Below are 17,402 nucleotides of genomic sequence, written 5' to 3'. Positions count from 1 at the left end.
GACGGGCTCTCTCATCTTCAATAAAGGTCAGTACATCATGGAAAAGCACAGCCAAATGCAAGCCGTCGTCTGCCACGGCCCGAAAGACTACCGCCTGGAGCGCATCAGCAAACCCCTGGCGCGGCCCAATGAACTGGTGATCCGCATTGCCGCCTGCGGGATCTGCGCCAGTGACTGCAAATGCCACTCGGGCGCGGCGATGTTCTGGGGTGGCGACAACCCGTGGGTCAAGGCGCCGGTGGTGCCGGGGCACGAGTTTTTCGGTTACGTGGAGCAAGTGGGCGAGGGTGCCGAGGAGCACTTTGAGGTCAAGGTCGGCGACAAGGTCATCGCCGAGCAGATCGTGCCCTGTGGCAAGTGCCGCTTCTGCAAGTCCGGCAAGTACTGGATGTGCGAAGTGCACAACATTTTCGGCTTCCAGCGCGAAGTGGCCGAAGGCGGCATGGCCCAGTACATGCGCATCCCCAAGACCGCCATCGTGCACAAGATTCCCGAGTCGGTGTCCCTGGAGGATTCGGCGTTGATCGAGCCCATGGCCTGCGCGATCCATACGGTCAACCGTGGCGACCTGCAACTCGATGACGTGGTGGTGATTGCCGGTGCCGGCACCCTGGGCCTGTGCATGGTCCAGGTGGCTGCGCTGAAGACCCCGAAAAAGCTGGTGGTGATCGACATGGTCGACGAGCGCCTGGAGCTGGCGAAAAAATACGGCGCCGATGTGGTGATCAACCCGGCCCGTGACAACGCCCGCGCGATCATCAATGGCCTGACCGACAACTACGGCTGCGACGTGTATATCGAGACCACTGGCGTGCCGGCCGGCGTGACCCAGGGCCTGGATTTAATCCGCAAGCTGGGGCGGTTTGTCGAGTTCAGCGTGTTCGGCGCCGAGACCAGTGCCGACTGGTCAATCATCGGTGACCGCAAGGAACTGGACGTACGTGGCGCACACCTGGGGCCGTATTGCTACCCGGTGGCCATCGACCTGTTCGAGCGCGGCCTGGTGACGTCCAAGGGCATCGTCACCCACGACTTCCCCCTGGATAACTGGGCCGAAGCGTTCGACCTGGCCAACTCGGTGAAGTCGATCAAGGTGCTGCTCAAGCCGGGGCAATAAGTATGAAATACGTGATTGGCGTGGACATTGGCACCCAAAGCACCAAGGCGCTGTTGGTGGATGGTGAGGGTCGGATCATTGCCCAGCACAGCCAGGGCTATCGCGTGGACACGCCAAAAGTGCGCTGGGCCGAGCAGTGGCCGCAGGTCTGGCTGGACGCGGTGGAGGCCTGTGTAGCCGGGTGCATGGGCAAGGCCGGGGTCGTCAAAGAGCAGGTCAAGGCGCTGTGCATCAGCAGCCTGTACGGCGGCTCGGGGATAGCCGTGGATGCGCAGATCAAGCCGCTGCACCCATGCCTGATCTGGATGGACCGCCGCGCCGGCGAGCAGGTGGCCTGGGTCCGCGAGCAGGTTGACCTGGAGCGCCTGTTCGCGGTCACCGGCAACTCCCTGGACAGCTACTACGGCTTCACCAAGATGCTCTGGCTCAAGCAGCACCAGCCTGAAGTCTGGGCCAACACCCGCTACCTGCTGCCGCCCAACAGCTATATCAATTACTGCCTGACCGGTGAGGTGGCGGTGGATCACAGCAGCGCCGGCAATATCGGCGGGGTCTATGATGTGGCCGCGCGCGGCTGGTCCGTCGAGATGCTGGCGGCGCTGGATATCCCGTTGGCAATGATGCCCGAGCGCTTGCTGTATTCGGGCGAAGTGGTGGGCGGTTTGCTGCCGGAATGGGCTAGGCGCCTGGGCCTGGCGCCGGGCATGCCGGTGCTGGCCGGTGGCGTCGATGCGGCGATGGCGACCCTGGCGGCCGGCGTCACCCGGCCGGGCAACCACGTGGCGATGATCGGCACCAGCATGTGCTGGGGCTACCTCAACCAGCAGGTGGATGCCCGCCATGGCCTGGTGAGCATGCCCCATGTCTATAACGGCCAGCAGGACCTGTACATCTTTGGCGGCGCGATTACTGCCGGTGCCTCGGTAAGCTGGTTTCGCGAGCAGTTCTGCCAGGCCGAGGAGCAACAGGCCCAGGCCACCGGCCAAGACAGCCTGTGGCTGCTGGAACAGCGCGCGCGCGAGATCCCGGCGGGCAGTGAAGGGCTGTTGTTTTTGCCCTACCTGATGGGCGAGCGCAGCCCGGTGTGGGATGACCAGGCCAGCGGCAGTTTTGTCGGCCTGAACCTGTATCACAGCCGCATCCACCTGTACCGCGCGGTGCTCGAAGGCGTGAGTTTTGCCCTGCGGCACAATATCGAGGCGGGCATGCGCGGTGCCCATTCCCTGGACCCACGGTTGATCGTGGTGGGCGGCGCGAGCCATTCGGATTTGTGGATGCAGATTATCGCGGATGTCACCCGCTACCCGGTGTACACCATCGTCCAGGAAGTGGAGGCGGCGCTGGGCGCAGCGTTGTTGGCGGCGCACACGGTGGGGCTGGTGGATAAGGCGCAAATGGACAAAGGCTGGGTGCAGTTGCAGCTGCGGGCCGAGCCTGGGGCTGAAAATGTGCAGGCATACGACCGCGCTTTTGCCGACTACCTGAAGCTGTATCCGGCACTCAAACCGATCATGCACAGCCTGCAAATGAGTTAAGTGAACACAGACCAAGATTTGGGAGCAGGCAAGCCAGCTCCCACAGGGGTTCTCCATTGCATTCGAGACCGTCATCCATGACCACCACCTTCGACTTCAGCCACCAGCGCATCCTTGTTACCGGCGCCACCAGCGGTATTGGCCGGGAAATCGCCCTGCAACTGATCGCCAGCGGCGCCCAGGTCTTTGCCATCGGCCGCGATGCCCACGCCCTGTCCCAATTGGGTTGTGCAACCCTGTGCCTGGACATCGCCAACAGCGCCGCCCTGGACCTGGCCCTCAAGGACTTGCCGCCCATGCACGGTCTGGTCAATTGCGCCGGGATCTCGCGCCTGGAACCGGCAGCGGCGATCAGCAGCGCCGCCTTCGACCACGTGATGAACGTCAACGCCCGCGCCGCCGCGCAAGTCGCCAGCCGGGTGGCGGCGGCGATGATCGCGGCAGGTATCGCCGGCAGTATCGTCAACGTTTCCAGCCAGGCCTCGTTGGTGGCGCTGGAGGATCACCTCGGTTATTGCGCGTCCAAGGCTGCCCTGGATGCGATCACCCGTGTGCAATGTGCCGAATGGGGACGTTTCGGGATCCGCGTCAACAGCGTCAACCCCACCGTGACCCTCACGCCGATGGCGCAACAGGCCTGGTCCGACCCGGCCAAGCGCGACCCGGCCCTGGCGGCGATTCCCCTGGGGCGTTTTGCGCAGCCCCGGGAAGTGGCGTTGCCGGTGCTGTTCCTGTTGAGTGAGGCTGCGAGCATGATCAGTGGGGTCAGCCTGCCGATTGATGGCGGCTACACCAGCCTCTAGCCGTTCTCCAGCTTGCCGGCGATCACCACCTTGTCCCGGGGTTTGTGCGGGTCTTGCAGGCGGTCGAGCAACAGGCGCACCGCACTGCTGCCGGCCAGCGACGCATCATGGGCCACGCAGGCAATCGGCACGCCGAAGATATCGGCAAACGGCAGGCGGTCGATGCCGCAGATGGTCAGGCTGTCGTGGGGGATATTGTGCATGCGCAAGGCGCGCAGGGCGCCGAGGGTGATCAACTGGTTGAAACCCATGATCGCCTCCGGCGCGGGGTGCGCGGCCAGGTAGTCGAGGGTGTGCAGGTAGGAGGGCATCAAGGTGTAGTCGCCGGCGCACACCTCGACCTGCACCTGGGGGTGCTCGGCGAGCACTTCGCGCAGGCCCTTGAGGCGCTCCACGGTGATGCGTGAATGCTGCGGCCCGGTCAGTACCAGCAGGCGCTTGAGCGCCGGGTTCTGGCGCAACAGGTACTGCGCGGCCTCGATCCCGCTGTGGTAGTTGTCCAGCACCACGCGGCTGAACGGGCTGTCGTGGATCGTGCGGTCGAGCAGCACCACCGGGGTCTTGCCGTTGCCCAGGCGCTCCAGGTAATCGGGCTGGTAGTCGGGCTCGTCGGAGACCGGCGACAGGATAATCCCCGCCACGCGATAACCCAGCAGGGTATCCACGGCCTTGCTTTCCAATTCTTCCAGCTCGTCGGTGTCCACCAGCATGATGGTGTAGCCGTGCTTTTTCGCCTCGCGGGAAATCGCCTTGATCATTTCGCTGTAGAACGGGTTGTCCACCGACGCAGTGATCACCCCGATGATCAGGCTTTCGCTGCGCTTGAGCCCGCGAGCAAAGGCGTTGGGCACATAGTCCAGCTCGCGCGCCACCTCAAGGATCCGCGCCAGGGTGGCGGGCTTGACCAGGTCAGGTTTGCTCAACGCCCGCGACACCGTGATGGTGGTCATATTGACGCGTTTGGCGATGTCGCTGATGGTGACGGATTTTTTCTTGTTCATCGGCAGGTGGGACCAGGAGAAAACATCAGGAGGCTACCATGGGCATCGGTTCAAAGCACCGGATCCCAACGCTGTGACCAATCGCTCTCGGCCTTGACCACCCCGCGCAGCAGCACCAGGGCCTGCTGCAGGATCGCCGAATCACGCTCACGCGAGTACACCAGGTAGGTCGGGAAACTGAACTCCGGGGCCTTGGGCACGCGCTCCATCACGCCGCTTTCGAGATAGCTCTGCACCACCCGCGTGCGGAAATAGCCGCTGCCACCGTTCTCCAGGATGTACTGCAAGGCCAACGGCCCCAGGTTGAAACTCACAGCCGCGCGGGCCTTGTCCGGCAGGGCGGCGTCGTGTTGCTGGCGAAAGCCCGCGCCCCAGTCGATATACACATAGGGATCGGGGCGGGCGGCCAGACGCACCAGGATCAGTTTTTCCTCCAGTACCTGCTCCACCTGCAACCCCGGCCAGTACTGCGGCTGGAACACCAGCGCCGCATCCAGCACCCCCAGTTCCAGCTGGCGCAACAGGTACTCCCCGTCACGCACTTCGGTGCGCAGCGCATGGCTGGGGATGTGTTCGCGCAGGGCCTTGGCCCAACCGAGGATCAGCGGGTTGCACAGGCTGACTTCGCCGCCGATATGCAACACATTGCGATAGCCCTCGGGTAACGGCAGGTCGCGGCGTGCGGCTTCCCAGGTTTGCACCAGTTGATTGGCATACACCACGAATGCCTCGCCATCGGCCGTCAACCGCGCCCCGGCGCGGTTGCGCACAAACAGGGTGCTGTCGAGCTGGCTTTCGAGCTTTTGCACCCGGGCGGTGATGGCGGTCTGGGTAACGTGCAGTTTCTCGGCGGCTGCGGCCAGGCTGCCGCAGCGGGTGATTTCCAGGAAAGTGCGTGCCAGTTCGATGTCCATGTCGGCTCCGAGGCAGGAGCGAGCGTGCTCGCGAAAAGTGTCAACGATACCACGCGCCTCTTCGATGAGTGCGTTGCTCCAGGGCTCAGCGCGTGCGCGTGGGCTCACGCTTTCCTTAAGGAAAGGCCTATGTCTGCTCGCTGTGTGCAGGGCTAGTTTGGGATGTGCCCAGGCGGGCTCGTCCCCCGGCATTTCTCACCACTTCACTGCACCAGTGAAAAGGAGACGCAACATGTCGACTTCAACAACGTTTAACCTTTCTCCCTTTGCCAGCAATACCGTGACTCACTTGGATCGTGTCCTTCACCACGATCAACGCGGTGGCGAACGCACAATCAACGGCAAACCTTCATATACCGTCGAGCAGGCCGCCGATGAGATAACCCGTGACAACTCCCGTTGGCACGATACCAATGGTGATGGAAAAACTGATGTCACCTACCAGTTTCGAACGACGGCCGGGCCGTTTTTTCGGGCATTGGGCCTGAGTGGGTTCAGTGAATTCAATCAGGCCCAGAAGGATTCAGCGCGGCAGGCCATGGACCAATGGTCGGATGTGGCGAATGTGCGCTTCACCGAACAGGGTCAGGGAGCGGTGAGTGAGGGCAATATCAACTTTGGAAACTTCAATGAAAGCGCTGACGGCAAAAACGCTTTCGCGACGACGCTGCCTTCTGAAGCGACACAGCGATATCTGGCGGCAAACCCGCGTCTTCCACGGTTCGGTGCAGCCTCTGAAATATGGCTGGCCGGATCGGATGAGGTCCATACAGCCCCCAGCCATTCCAACGACGGGCACAGAACCACCGCCCACGAACTGGGGCATGCCCTGGGGTTGTCGCACCCGTTCAGAAGCCTTCCTACAGGTTCGAGTTACGCGACGGCTACCTACGCGGAGGACACCAGCGGGCATAGCATCATGAGCTACTGGAGTGAGCAGCATACTGGCCAGTCCTTCGTAAAAAACGGCATCAACTACCAGCCCTCTACACCGATGGTGGATGACATGGCCGCCATCCAGAAACTCTACGGGGCGAACCACGAAACCCGGACGGGCGATACCACCTATGGCTTCAACTCCAATGCCGACCGTGAGGCTTATCGTTTGAGTTCATCCAGAGACGCTCCGGTGTTTACAGTCTGGGACGGTGGTGGTGTAGACACGCTGGATTTTTCTGGGTTTAGCGATAATCAGGTGATCAATCTCAACGAGGGCGCACCGTCGGATGTCGGCGGGATGAAAAAGAATGTATTCATTGCCAAGGGCACGACCATCGAAAACGCCAAGGGTGGGGCGGGAAACGATATTTTTATCAGCAACCTTACCCAGAACATATTGACTGGCGGCGGTGGCAGGAACTCCTACCTGTTCTTGAATGCGCAGCAATCGACACCGCAGAGTCCTGATCGAATCACCGACTTCGTGTCGGGCAAGGACAAGATCGACGTGTCCAACCTGCGGGCGACGGGGCCAGAGGCTACTTATGTGGATGAGCGTGACGTTTCAGTGGTTGATGAAGCGCTGCATGGAGTTGAATCAGCGCCGAGGCGTGACATTGCGGAAAAACCCATGAGGTTCGTCAGCCGGTTTACCGGTGAAGGTCGACAGGCCATTTTGGAGTACGACGCTCAAGCCCATCAGTCCACGCTGCAGATTGACCTGAACGGTGATCGTCGCGCCGACTTCCTGCTCAAGATTGATAGTGAGCAGCCTTTGAAGGGCTCCGATATCAAAGCCTAATCCCGCAGCAACCTGTAGTCGGAGCCGGTCAGCCGGCTCCTGCAGGTGATCGCGTTTCAGGTGGGCGTATGCGGTGCTTGCAAATGCTGGGTCGGGAACGCCCTGGCATACGCCTGGCATACCCGCAGCACCTGTTCATCGGCAAACCGCGCACCCACCACATGCAAGCCCACCGGCAAACCATTGGCCGCCAGCCCGCACGGCACCGAGGCCGCCGGTTGCTGGGTGAGGTTGAACGGATAGCTGAAAGGCGTCCACTCCATCCACTCGCCCAGCCCGGAGCCCGGTGGCACGTTATGCCCGGCGTCAAAGGCGGTGATTGGCAGCATCGGCGAGACCAGTAGGTCGTAGTGCTCATGGAACGCCGCCATGCGCGCCACCAATGCCGCCCGGGCCTCCAGGGCGGCGCTGAAGTCGGCCAGGCCGAGGCGTTCGCCCTGTTGCGCAATGCGCAGCAGGCCGGGGTCGAGCAGCTCGCACTGGGCGTCGGTCAACTGCCCGGTCAGGCGCGCCGCGCCGGCACACCACAGGGTACTGAACACCTCCAGCGGATCGCTGAAGCCCGGGTCGATCTGTTCGACATGCGCCCCCAGTTGCACCAGGCCCGCGACCGCTTGGGCGACCACCTCGGCCACCTGCGGATCGACGTCCACGTAACCAAAATCCGGGCTGTAGGCGATGCGCAGGCCCTTGAGGTCCGTGCCCGGCGTGAGCCATGGCGTGTTGCGCGGCGCGCCGATCAGGCCGTCCCGGGCATCCGGTTGGGCCACGGTTTGCAGCATCAGCACTGCATCTTCCACGGTGCGGGTCATCGGCCCCAGGTGCGAGAGGATCGTCATCGAGCTGGCCGGCCATTGCGGCACGTAGCCAAAGGTCGGCTTGATCCCGAAGGTGCCGGTAAAGGCGCAGGGAATGCGGATCGAGCCGCCAGCATCGCTGCCCTGGTGCAACACGCCAAGGTTCAGCGCCGCTGCCGCACCCGCGCCGCCGGACGAACCACCGGCTGTGGTGCGCGTGTCCCAGGGGTTGCGGGTGATGCCGTACAGCGGGTTGTCGGTGACGCCTTTCCAGCCGAATTCCGGGGTAGTGGTCTTGCCCAGCAACACCGCGCCGGCCTTGCGCATAAACGCCGAAAACGGCGCGTCAACGTCCCACGGCCCGGTGGCGGAGGAGGTGCGTGAGCCCTTGCGCGTGGGCATGCCTGCCGTCAGGGTCAAGTCCTTGATCGACGCCGGCACCCCGTCCAATGCCCCGCAGGGCGCGCCCTTGAACCAGCGTTGCTCCGAAGCCCGTGCGGCGTTCAAGGCGCCCTCGGGGTCGACATGGCAGTACGCGTTGACCACCGGGTTGTAGCGCTCGATGCGCAGCAGAGTGTCTTCGGTCACTTCCACCGGCGACAGGCTCTTATCCCGGTAGCGTGCCAGCAGTTCTACAGCCGTCAGGTTGGCGATCTGCGTCATGCTGCTTCACCTCCCTGTTGCGCGGCATTGACCATGGCCCGCAGCAGCACCGCGCAGCCGGCGGCCAAATCATCCGGCGCGGCGTTTTCGATTTCGTTGTGGCTGATACCGCCTTCGCACGGCACAAAAATCATCCCGGCCGGGCCCAGTTCAGCGACAAAAATTGCGTCGTGCCCGGCGCCGCTGACAATGTCCATGTGGCTCAGGCCCAGCACCTGGGCAGCATCGCGCACGGCGTTGACGCAGGTCGGATGAAAGTCCAGCGGCGGGAAGTCGGCGGTGGGCGTCAACTCATAGCTCAAGCCATGCTGCTTGGCTGTGGTTTCGATCACTTCACGCACTTCATCGACCATGGCCTGCAGCTTGTCGGCATGCAGGTGGCGCAGGTCGATGGTCATCTGCACTTGGCCGGGAATCACGTTGCGCGAGCCCGGATGCAGGGTCAGGCAGCCGACCGTGCCGCAGGCGTGGGGTTGCTGTTGATGAGCAATGCGGTTGACCGCACTGACCACCTGCGCGGCACCCACCAGGGCGTCCTTGCGCAGGCGCATGGGCGTGGGGCCGGCGTGGGCCTCGACGCCGGTGAAGGTCAGGTCGAACCACTTCTGGCCCAGGCAGCCCATGACCACGCCGAGGGTGATGGCCTGATCTTCGAGGACCGGGCCCTGTTCGATATGCGCCTCGAAGTAGGCGCCCACCGGGTGCCCGAGCACCGCACGCGGGCCGGCGTAGCCGATGCGCTGCAGCTCGGCGCCCACCGACAGACCTTGCTCATCCTGCTTGTCGAGGGTTTCCTGCAGGTCGAATTTGCCGGCAAACACTCCCGAGCCCATCATGCACGGCGGGAAGCGTGAGCCTTCCTCGTTGGTCCATACCACCACTTCAATCGGTGCTTCGGTTTCCACGCCCAAGTCATTCAAGGTGCGGATCACTTCCAGGCCGGCCATCACCCCATAGCACCCATCGAACTTGCCGCCGGTGGGCTGGGTATCGATATGGCTGCCGGTCATCACCGGTGGCAGGTTGGGGTTGCGCCCGGCGCGGCGGGCAAAGATATTGCCGATCGCATCCACGCTGACGCTGCACCCGGCCGCTGTGCACCACTGCACAAACAGGTCGCGGGCCTGGCGGTCGAGGTCGGTCAGGGCCAGGCGGCATACGCCGCCCTTGGCCGTGGCGCCGAGTTGGGCCAGGTCCATCAAGGATTGCCACAGGCGGTCGCGGTTGATCAGCGGGGCGTTGCTCTGGAGCGGTTGCGCAAAACTATTCATCAGCAGTCTCCGGTCAGGCACTCAGGGCCAGGTAGCGGTTCTTGATCGTCGGGTCGGCGCGAAACGCCTCGGCGCTGCCTTCGTAGACCACGCGGCCCTGTTCGAGTACGTAGTGGCGGTCGGCGAGCTTGTCGCAGACCAACAGGTTCTGCTCCACCAGCAGCACTGGCAGGCCGTCGTCCTTGATCTTGCGCAGGATCTTCACCAGTTCGTCGACGATCACCGGAGCCAGGCCCTCGGTGGGTTCATCGAGGATCAGCAGCTTGGGATCGTTGAGCAGGGCGCGGGCGATGGCGAGCATCTGCTGCTCGCCACCGGACAACGCATGCCCGGCGTTTTTGCGCCGCTCCTTGAGGCGCGGGAACATCGCGTACACGTCCTCCATCTGCCAACGGCTGGTCTTGCGCACGGCGATGCGCAGGTTTTCCTCGACCGTAAGCAGGCGGAAAATCCCGCGGTTCTCCGGCACCAGCGCTAATCCCTGTCGGGCAATTTCAAAGATTTTCTGCCCCACCAGCGGTTTGCCGTTGAAGTGAATCTGCCCCTGGCGCGGGCAGATAATCCCCAGGATGCTGCGCAGGGTGGTGGTCTTGCCGGCGCCGTTACGGCCGAGCAGGGTCACCAGTTCGCCGGGATTGACAGTCAGGGACACGCCCTCGAGGACGTGGCTCTTGTCGTAGTAGGAATGGATATTGTCGACGGTCAGCATCAGGCGGCCTCCCCCCAGGTAAGCACTGCGCACGCGCTCGTCGGCGCGCACGAATTCCGGTGTGCCCTCGACCAGGATCTGCCCGTGGCTCATCACAGTGATGCGTTGGCTGATGGACATGACGATGCTCATGTTGTGCTCGATCAGCAGCACCGTATGGTCGCGGCCCAGGTCGCTGATCAGTTGGGTCATGATTGGGATGTCGTCGATGCCCATGCCCGACGTGGGCTCGTCGAGCATCAACAGCTTGGGCTTGGAGCAAATCGACATGCCCACCTCCAGCACACGCTGCTGGCCGTGGGACAGCTCGCCGGCCAGGGTCTCGGCGCGGGCGGTGAGTTGCAGACGCTCCAGGACCTGGTCGGCCATCTCCAGGTGTTCACGCTTACTGTCCACGCGGCGCCAGAAGTTCAGGGCGCGTGCGCCGTCACGGCCCTGGGCGGCCAGGCGCAGGTTTTCGCGCACGCTGAGGTTCTGGAACAGGCTGGTGAGCTGGAACGAACGCGCCATGCCCAGGCCGACGCGGCTGTGGGCCGGCTTGCGCATCAGGTTCTGGCCGTCGAAATGAATCGCCCCGGCGGTGGCCTGGCGTTCGCCGGTCAGGCAGTGAAACAGGCTGGTCTTGCCGGCGCCGTTGGGGCCGATAATGGTGTGGATGGTGCCGGCTTCGACCTTGAGGTTGACGCCGTTGACGGCATGGAAGGCGCCGTAGGCCAGTTCCAGGTCTTTGGTTTCCAACAGGATGCTCATAGCAGATCCTCCTTGGTCACGGCGGCGGCCTTGCGGCTGCCACGCACACGTTCGAACAGCGCCGACAGGCCGCCCCACAAGCCTCCGCGCATAAAGATCACCACCAGGATCAGGATCACCCCCAGCAGCATCAGCCAGCGCGGCCACAGGTCGGAGAGAAAGTCCCCCAGCAGCACGATGGAACCGGCCCCCAGCAACGAGCCGAACAGCGAGCCGGTGCCGCCGACGATGGTCATGATCAGGATGTTTTCCGACATCACCAGGTCGATGTTGGACAGCGGCACAAAGTGCAGGAGCATGGCGTACAGCGCCCCGGCGATCCCGGTGACCGCGCCAGACAGCACAAACACCAGGATCTTGAAGTGGCGCGTGTCGTAGCCGATGGCCGAGGCGCGGGTTTCGTTTTCGCGGATCGCCATCAGCGTGCTGCCGAACGGCGAGGCGATCACCCGGCGCGCGCCGATAAAGATCAGCAGGAACAGCACCGCGACAAAGCCATAGAACACCCGGGCGTCGGCCAGGGACAGCAGCACTGTGTCACCGATACGGATTTCCGGGCGCGGCACACTGAGCAGGCCGTTGTCGCCACCGGTCCAGTCGCTCAGGGTGTAGGCCAGGAAGTAGGCCATCTGGCTGAAAGCCAAGGTCAGCATCACGAAATAGATGCCGGTGCGGCGGATCGCCAGGGCGCCCACCAGGAAGGCCAGGACCCCGCCGACCAGGGCCGCGCCGAGTAGCGCGCTGAACAGGCCCAGTTGCAAGTGGATCATCAGCAAGGCGGCGCAATAGGCACCGGCGCCGAAGAAGATGCCTTGGCCGAACGACAGCAGCCCGGTGTAGCCCAGCAACAGGTTGCAGGCCAGGGCGGCGAGGGCAAAGATCAGGATCTCGGTGGCCAGGGTTGCCGAGGGCAGGATCAACGGCAGGCCGATCAGTACCGCCAGCACCCACAGCAACATGGCCTTGGATTGAGTTTTAGCAAACGGCAGGGGATTTTTCTCGCTCATGTCAGGCTCTCCCGAACAGGCCGTAAGGGCGTACCAGAATCACCACGGCCATGGCGCCGTAGATCATCAGGCTCGCGCCTTGGGGCCACAGGGTGGTCATCAGGCTCTGCACCACGCCCACCAGCAGGCCGCCCACCAGGGCGCCGCCGAACGAGCCCATGCCACCGATCACCACCACCACAAAGGCGATGCCGAGGATCTCCGGGCCGACAAAGGGCTGGGCGCCACGCAACGGGGCAAACAGCACCCCGGCGATCCCGGCCAGGGCCACGCCGAGGGCGAAGGTCATGGAGAACAGGCGGAAAATATTGGTGCCCAGCAGCGACACGGTCTCGGTACTTTCACTGCCGGCCCGCACCAGGGCGCCAAAGCGCGTGCGCTCCAGCAGCAGCCACAGGCCCAGGCCCACCAGCCCCGAGAACACAATCAAAAACAGGCGGTAGTAGGGGTACACGAAGTCGCCGACCACCAGCACCCCGCGCAGCAGTTCCGGCACGGCGACGCTTTTGCCCACCGGGCCCCAGATCATCACGCTGGCTTCCTGGATGATCAGCGCGATACCCAGGGTCACGAGGATCTGGAACATGTGCGGCAGGTGGTAGATCCGCTGGATCAATAATCGCTCGATCAGCCACGCCAGCGCGGCCACCACCAGCGGCGCGATCAGCAGGGCCAGCCAGAAGCTTTCGGTGAGGCTGACGGCGGTGTAGCAGATGTACGCCCCCAGCAAAAAAAACGCGCCGTGGGCGAAGTTGACGAAGTTCAGCAGGCCGAAAATGATCGTCAGCCCGACCGCAATCAGGAAGTAGATCATCCCCAGGCCCAGGCCATTGAGAATCTGGAACAGGTAAAGATTGAGCATGCAGGAATCCTCCAACAGGCGGCCGCGGTCAACGGCCCTGTCGTGTGTTACCGGTGAAAGTGGGCGGATCAGCCGAGCTTGCAGCCCGTGGCTTCTACCGGTGGGAACGACTGGCCGGAGCTGAGGACTTTGGCCAGGTCATCCTTGTCGGCCATGTCGCCCGTGGCCTTGCCCACCAGCAGGTAGTAATCCTTGATCACCTGGTGGTCGCCGGCGCGGATCGTTTCCTTGCCGGTCGGGCCGTCGTAGCTCAGGCCCTGCATGGCCTTGGCCACGGTGGGGCCGTCGAAGCTGCCGGTGGCCTTGATGGTGTCGAGCATGACTTTGGTGCTGATGTAGTCAGCGGCCAGCGGGTAGGTGGGGTTGATCCCGTATTTGGCCTGGGTCAGCTTGACCAGCTCACGGTTGAGCGGGGTATCGACCTGGTGCCAATACTGCGCGCCGAGGTACACGCCTTCGAGTACATCACTGCCCAGCTCCTGGAACTGGTCGAGGCCGGCGGACCACACCAGCAGCACTTTCATGCGCTCCTTGATACCGAAGTTGACGGCCTGGCGCAGGGTGTTGGAGGACTGGCTGCCGAAATTCAGCAACACCAGCACGTCGGGCCGGGCGGCGATGGCGTTGGTCAGGTAGCCGGAGAATTCCTGTTCCTGCAATGAGTGATAGCTGTTGCCCACATGCTCCAGGCCGTTTTCGGCCAGCACGCTCTTGGCGCCTTCGAGCAAGGCTTCGCCGAACACGTATTGCGGGGTGATGGTGTACCAGCGCTTGGCCTCGGGCAGCAGCTTGATCAGCGGCACCAGGGTTTCGCGGATCGCGCCATAGGTGGGCACCGACCAGCGGAAGGTCGCACTGTTGCAGTCCTTGCCGGTGACCTCGTCAGCGCCCACCGGGGTCATGAACACACCGCCAACCTTGTCCACTTCCTTGGCCACTGCCAGTGCCGAGGACGACAGGGTGCAGCCCTGGAAGAACCGCGCGCCGTCCTGGCCGATCGCCTCCTGGACCTTGCGCACCGCCTTGCCGGCGTTGCCTTCGGTGTCGATCACCTTGTAGTTCAGTGGGCGCCCGAGAAGTTCGGGGTACTGGGCCACCGCCAAGCGTGAACCCATGTCGGCAAACTTGCCATAGCTGGCAAAGGCGCCAGACATGGACTTGAGGCCGTAAAAGGTAAACGGTTCGGCGGCGAATGCACTGCGCACGCTCAGCGGAAGGCTGAGCGCGGCGGCGGCGGTGAGGCTGGCTTTCAACAACGTACGACGCTGCATGGGGTGACTCCCTGGTTTAGTTATTGGCAGGAGTGGCAATGGCGATACGGTGGAGCACGGCCTGTGGGCAGGCCTTTTTTATTGAGGTGAAACACGGTCAAAACTGTAGGCGCAGGCAAGCCAGCTCCTACAGGGGATTTGGGGTGTTTTCAGGAGTGGTCGAACTCCAGCAAAAAGTGTGGGCTGACCTGGCCTTCCAGCGCGGTCATGTGGTGTTCGGCGTCGCACATGTGTTCATGCATCAGGCTGCGCACGGCCGCTTCATCGTTGGCGCGAAACGCGCTCAGCAGTTGCTTGTGATAGTCCAGGTTGGCCGCGTCGAATTGCTTGCGCTTGGGCTTGTAGGCTTTTTTCAGCACCACCAGGTCGCGCAGCAGGTCGTTGAGGAACTGCGCCATAAAACTCAGCAACGGATTGGGGCAGGCCCTGGCCAGCAGGTTGTGGAACTCCAGCTCCGCCAGGCGCTGCTCGCGCTGGCCGGCCTCGCTGTCTTCCGGCGCGCTGCAAAAGTCCACGTTGTCTTGCAGGGCGCGATAGTCGTCTTCGCTCAAGCGGCCCAGCACTGACACTGCCAGTTCCACCTCGATTACCTTGCGCAGTTGGTACACCTGCTCGCCATCCAGGTGCTGGAAGTGCAGGTAGTTGCGCAAGGCGCGGCTGGCCGGCTCCGTGCCGGCCTGGTTCAGGTACGCGCCACCGGTAGGGCCGGTGCGGGTGCTGACCAGGCCTTCGACCTCCAGGGCCTTGAGCGCTTCGCGGGCCGAGCCCTTGGAGCATTGGAAGCTCTCCATCAATTCGCGCTCGGTGGGCAAGCGGTCGCCGGGCTTCAAGGCATCGGTGACGATCGAGCGCTTGACCGACTCGACAATCACATCGGAAAGCTTCTGGCGTTTGCGTCGCAGGGGGCGGCTGAGCATGGTTTTCTATTTATCGTATTAATGCGGATAAATAGCACTTAATAGGGGTTGGGGCGGGGCGTCAACGGCAGGGGTCGTTTTCAGTTAAAACAGGTCGTAAACCACGTCCATGCCCCCATGTGGGAGCGGGCTTGCTCGCGAATGCGGTGTATCAGCCGACATATCCATCACTGACCCACTGCATTCGCGAGCAAGCTCGCTCCCACAGTTGATGTGTCGTGCTCATAAAATTTGAGCCTGGCGCAGTAATTGCCTGCCATAGCGCTCCAGTCTTTGTGCAGGAGCACCCGAGCATGCAATTACGAGCCTTGCGGTATTTTCACGAGGTGGCGCGCTGCGCCTCGTTGCGTAAGGCGGCCGAGCGTTTGTACGTCACGCCCACTGCCGTCAGCCGGCAGATTGAACACCTCGAACACTTCTTTGGCGCCGCCCTGATTGAGCGCGGCCCGCGCGGTATCCGCCTGACGGTGGAGGGTGAGTGCCTGGCCGAGCAGGTCACCAGCACCCTGCGCGGCCTCGATCAGGTGCGCGATGTGATCGCCAGCCGGCAGAGTCAGGTGGCGGGTAACATCAGCATCCATGTGTCAGAAAGTATCGTTTCCACAGTGCTGGCGCCGGTGCTTGCGGCGTTTTACCGGGCGCACCCCAAGGTCACCTTCAATATCGTGATCGCCAGCGCCTCGGCCACCCTCGACGCCCTGTGCAGTGGCGAGGCCGACCTGGGCCTGGCGTTCTATCTGCAGGAACGGGCCGACGTGGAAGTCACCGCACAATGCGAGTTGTGGCACCGGGTGCTGGTCAGTGCCGAGCACCCCTTTGCCCAGCGCGACAGCATCGAACTGCGCGAACTTGAAGGCCAGCCCCTGGCCATTCCTGACTCGGCGTACGGCGTGCGCCAGGCCCTGGAGATGGCAGCAAAAAAACGAGGGGTGACGATCCAGCCGGTGTTTACCACCAGCTCCCTGGAAGTGCAGAAAAGCCTGGCCCGGCAACGGGCGGCGGTGTTGATCCTGCCCCAGGTGGATGCCGACGCCCGCGACCTGGGCGATGGCCTGGTGGCGGTGCCGATTGCCGATGAGCACCTGGGGCGAATCCGCATCGACCTGTGCGGGTACCGCAACCGGCCGCGCTCGGTGGCGGTGCTCAAGTGCCAGGAAATGCTGGCCAGCGCGATGCAGCGTTGTGCGCTGGTGGACTGAAGCCTCAGTTGCCCAGGCAGTCGCTTGCCGGCGGTGGCTGCCTGCCGTGTGCCAGGTAGACACCCGCCCAACGATTTACGCAGCGGCTGGCATCGACGACGGAACTGCCCTGTAGATAAGGCCCCTTGAGCCGCAATGTGGCGGGCAGGGATTCGAACGCCGGGGTGGCAGCCTCATCGGGCTCTACCAGCACCATGCGTTCGATGCGATCGGCAAACAGCCCGGCGTACCCGGCACCGAGCACGTTGCCTTGGGCGATGCCCAGGAAGCTGATCCGTTGCTCACCCAGTTGCTGGCGTACGAAATCCATGTCCCAGGCCGATTGCTCGTTGTCGGCTGCTGTGCGGGCGTTGCGCGGGCTCAACTCGATGACATCGTAGAACTGGGTCAGCGTGCGGTACGCCTCGGTGTTGTAGTACTTCCAGACTGTGGCCAGGTGCACCGCGAACACCCCGCGCAAATCCGCTTGTGCGGTAGCCGGGCGGGTGAAGATCACACCCCGACGCTCCAGAGGCTGACGGGCACCGACCCGGGTGAGGGTCAGGCGCAACGTGCGTGCGTCCGCGGCCTGATGGTTTTGCGGCACGGTGACGATGCCGCACTGGGTGCGTGCCATCACCTCCTGGTCAAGGGCCCGCCCGGGCAGGCGCGGGCAATCCACCAGCCACTCGATACCCGGCGGTGCGGCATGGCCAGGGGAACTCAAGAGCATTAACCATCCACTGATGATGCAAAGCGCTGCTGCTTTCAAAGGTTTCATCCGCGTTCCTGGGTAACCGTCCGTAGGGGACAGGCTTTTTACCAAGCGCGGCGGCGAGCCAATGCCGGAGCAGTCTCATGCAGGG

General features: G+C 63.2%; 15 protein-coding genes and 1 pseudogene. 5 read left to right on the top strand and 11 right to left on the bottom strand.

What is annotated here, in order from left to right; translation table 11 throughout:
* Positions 1-37 precede the first annotated feature (37 nt).
* The 3 genes from PSH80_RS17160 to PSH80_RS17150 all read left to right on the top strand — a co-directional run bounded on the left by PSH80_RS17160 (position 38) and on the right by PSH80_RS17150 (position 3,455).
* Positions 38-1,117 (top strand): alcohol dehydrogenase catalytic domain-containing protein, encoded by a 1,080-nt coding sequence (locus PSH80_RS17160; protein ID WP_057441625.1) that lies wholly within the window; start codon positions 38-40, stop codon positions 1,115-1,117.
* A 2-nt stretch (positions 1,118-1,119) separates the two neighbouring features.
* Positions 1,120-2,652, top strand: a complete 1,533-nt coding sequence (locus PSH80_RS17155) for an FGGY-family carbohydrate kinase (protein WP_057441624.1) — start codon at positions 1,120-1,122, stop codon at positions 2,650-2,652.
* 77 nt (positions 2,653-2,729) lie between these two features.
* Entirely contained in the window at positions 2,730-3,455 is a 726-nt protein-coding gene (locus PSH80_RS17150) for an SDR family oxidoreductase (RefSeq protein ID WP_305417656.1), read from the top strand.
* On the opposite strand, the gene PSH80_RS17145 is transcribed toward PSH80_RS17150, so the two are convergent.
* Together PSH80_RS17145 and PSH80_RS17140 are read right to left on the bottom strand one after the other, a co-directional pair.
* Positions 3,452-4,456, bottom strand: coding sequence for a LacI family DNA-binding transcriptional regulator (locus PSH80_RS17145; RefSeq protein WP_057441621.1), 1,005 nt, complete (start codon positions 4,454-4,456; stop codon positions 3,452-3,454). The two genes, PSH80_RS17150 and PSH80_RS17145, sit on opposite strands and share 4 nt — an antisense overlap.
* A 50-nt stretch (positions 4,457-4,506) precedes the next feature.
* Positions 4,507-5,370 carry a LysR family transcriptional regulator gene (locus PSH80_RS17140; RefSeq protein ID WP_057960108.1) on the bottom strand — a complete coding sequence of 288 codons (864 nt, stop codon included), beginning with the start codon at positions 5,368-5,370 and terminating at the stop codon, positions 4,507-4,509.
* A gap of 232 nt (positions 5,371-5,602) precedes the next feature.
* On the opposite strand from PSH80_RS17140, the gene PSH80_RS17135 reads away from it, so the two are divergent.
* The gene (locus PSH80_RS17135; protein ID WP_057960107.1) at positions 5,603-7,111 is read left to right on the top strand and encodes a M10 family metallopeptidase C-terminal domain-containing protein; all 1,509 of its coding nucleotides are present in this window, start codon (positions 5,603-5,605) and stop codon (positions 7,109-7,111) included.
* Positions 7,112-7,167: 56 nt separating this feature from the next.
* Here PSH80_RS17135 and PSH80_RS17130 read toward each other — a convergent pair whose 3' ends face one another.
* The 8 genes and pseudogenes from PSH80_RS17130 to PSH80_RS17095 form a co-directional block, all read right to left on the bottom strand.
* Entirely contained in the window at positions 7,168-8,571 is a 1,404-nt protein-coding gene (locus PSH80_RS17130; RefSeq protein ID WP_305417652.1) for an amidase, read from the bottom strand.
* Positions 8,568-9,842 (bottom strand): Zn-dependent hydrolase, encoded by a 1,275-nt coding sequence (locus tag PSH80_RS17125; RefSeq protein WP_305417650.1) that lies wholly within the window; start codon positions 9,840-9,842, stop codon positions 8,568-8,570. Before PSH80_RS17125 ends, PSH80_RS17130 begins: the two co-directional genes overlap by 4 nt.
* 13 nt (positions 9,843-9,855) lie before the next feature.
* A complete protein-coding gene (locus tag PSH80_RS17120) occupies positions 9,856-10,551 on the bottom strand; it encodes an ABC transporter ATP-binding protein (RefSeq protein WP_029293283.1) in 696 nt (231 codons plus the stop codon).
* 12 nt (positions 10,552-10,563) lie between these two features.
* Positions 10,564-11,301, bottom strand: a pseudogene (locus PSH80_RS17115) (ABC transporter ATP-binding protein); the annotation flags it as partial.
* On the bottom strand, positions 11,298-12,308 hold the full coding sequence (locus PSH80_RS17110; RefSeq protein WP_120733573.1) for a branched-chain amino acid ABC transporter permease: 1,011 nt from the start codon (positions 12,306-12,308) through the stop codon (positions 11,298-11,300). The pseudogene PSH80_RS17115 and the gene PSH80_RS17110, both read right to left, overlap by 4 nt.
* Position 12,309: 1 nt before the next feature.
* Entirely contained in the window at positions 12,310-13,170 is an 861-nt protein-coding gene (locus PSH80_RS17105) for a branched-chain amino acid ABC transporter permease (protein WP_057960104.1), read from the bottom strand.
* A gap of 68 nt (positions 13,171-13,238) precedes the next feature.
* The gene (locus tag PSH80_RS17100) at positions 13,239-14,441 is read right to left on the bottom strand and encodes an ABC transporter substrate-binding protein (protein WP_186625944.1); all 1,203 of its coding nucleotides are present in this window, start codon (positions 14,439-14,441) and stop codon (positions 13,239-13,241) included.
* 149 nt (positions 14,442-14,590) lie between these two features.
* Positions 14,591-15,358, bottom strand: coding sequence for a FadR/GntR family transcriptional regulator (locus PSH80_RS17095; RefSeq protein ID WP_057441603.1), 768 nt, complete (start codon positions 15,356-15,358; stop codon positions 14,591-14,593).
* A 293-nt stretch (positions 15,359-15,651) separates the two neighbouring features.
* Here PSH80_RS17095 and PSH80_RS17090 point away from each other — a divergent pair, with 293 nt between their 5' ends.
* Entirely contained in the window at positions 15,652-16,557 is a 906-nt protein-coding gene (locus tag PSH80_RS17090) for a LysR family transcriptional regulator (protein ID WP_057960102.1), read from the top strand.
* A 4-nt stretch (positions 16,558-16,561) separates the two neighbouring features.
* On the opposite strand, the gene PSH80_RS17085 is transcribed toward PSH80_RS17090, so the two are convergent.
* Positions 16,562-17,269 carry an alpha/beta hydrolase gene (locus PSH80_RS17085; RefSeq protein WP_120733572.1) on the bottom strand — a complete coding sequence of 236 codons (708 nt, stop codon included), beginning with the start codon at positions 17,267-17,269 and terminating at the stop codon, positions 16,562-16,564.
* Positions 17,270-17,402 lie beyond the last annotated feature (133 nt).

The organism is Pseudomonas sp. FP818, from assembly GCF_030687335.1.
Classification (GTDB): domain Bacteria; phylum Pseudomonadota; class Gammaproteobacteria; order Pseudomonadales; family Pseudomonadaceae; genus Aquipseudomonas; species Aquipseudomonas shahriarae.
Note: the sequence above shows the minus strand (reverse complement) of the source record. Positions and strands in the feature narration are given on the sequence as shown.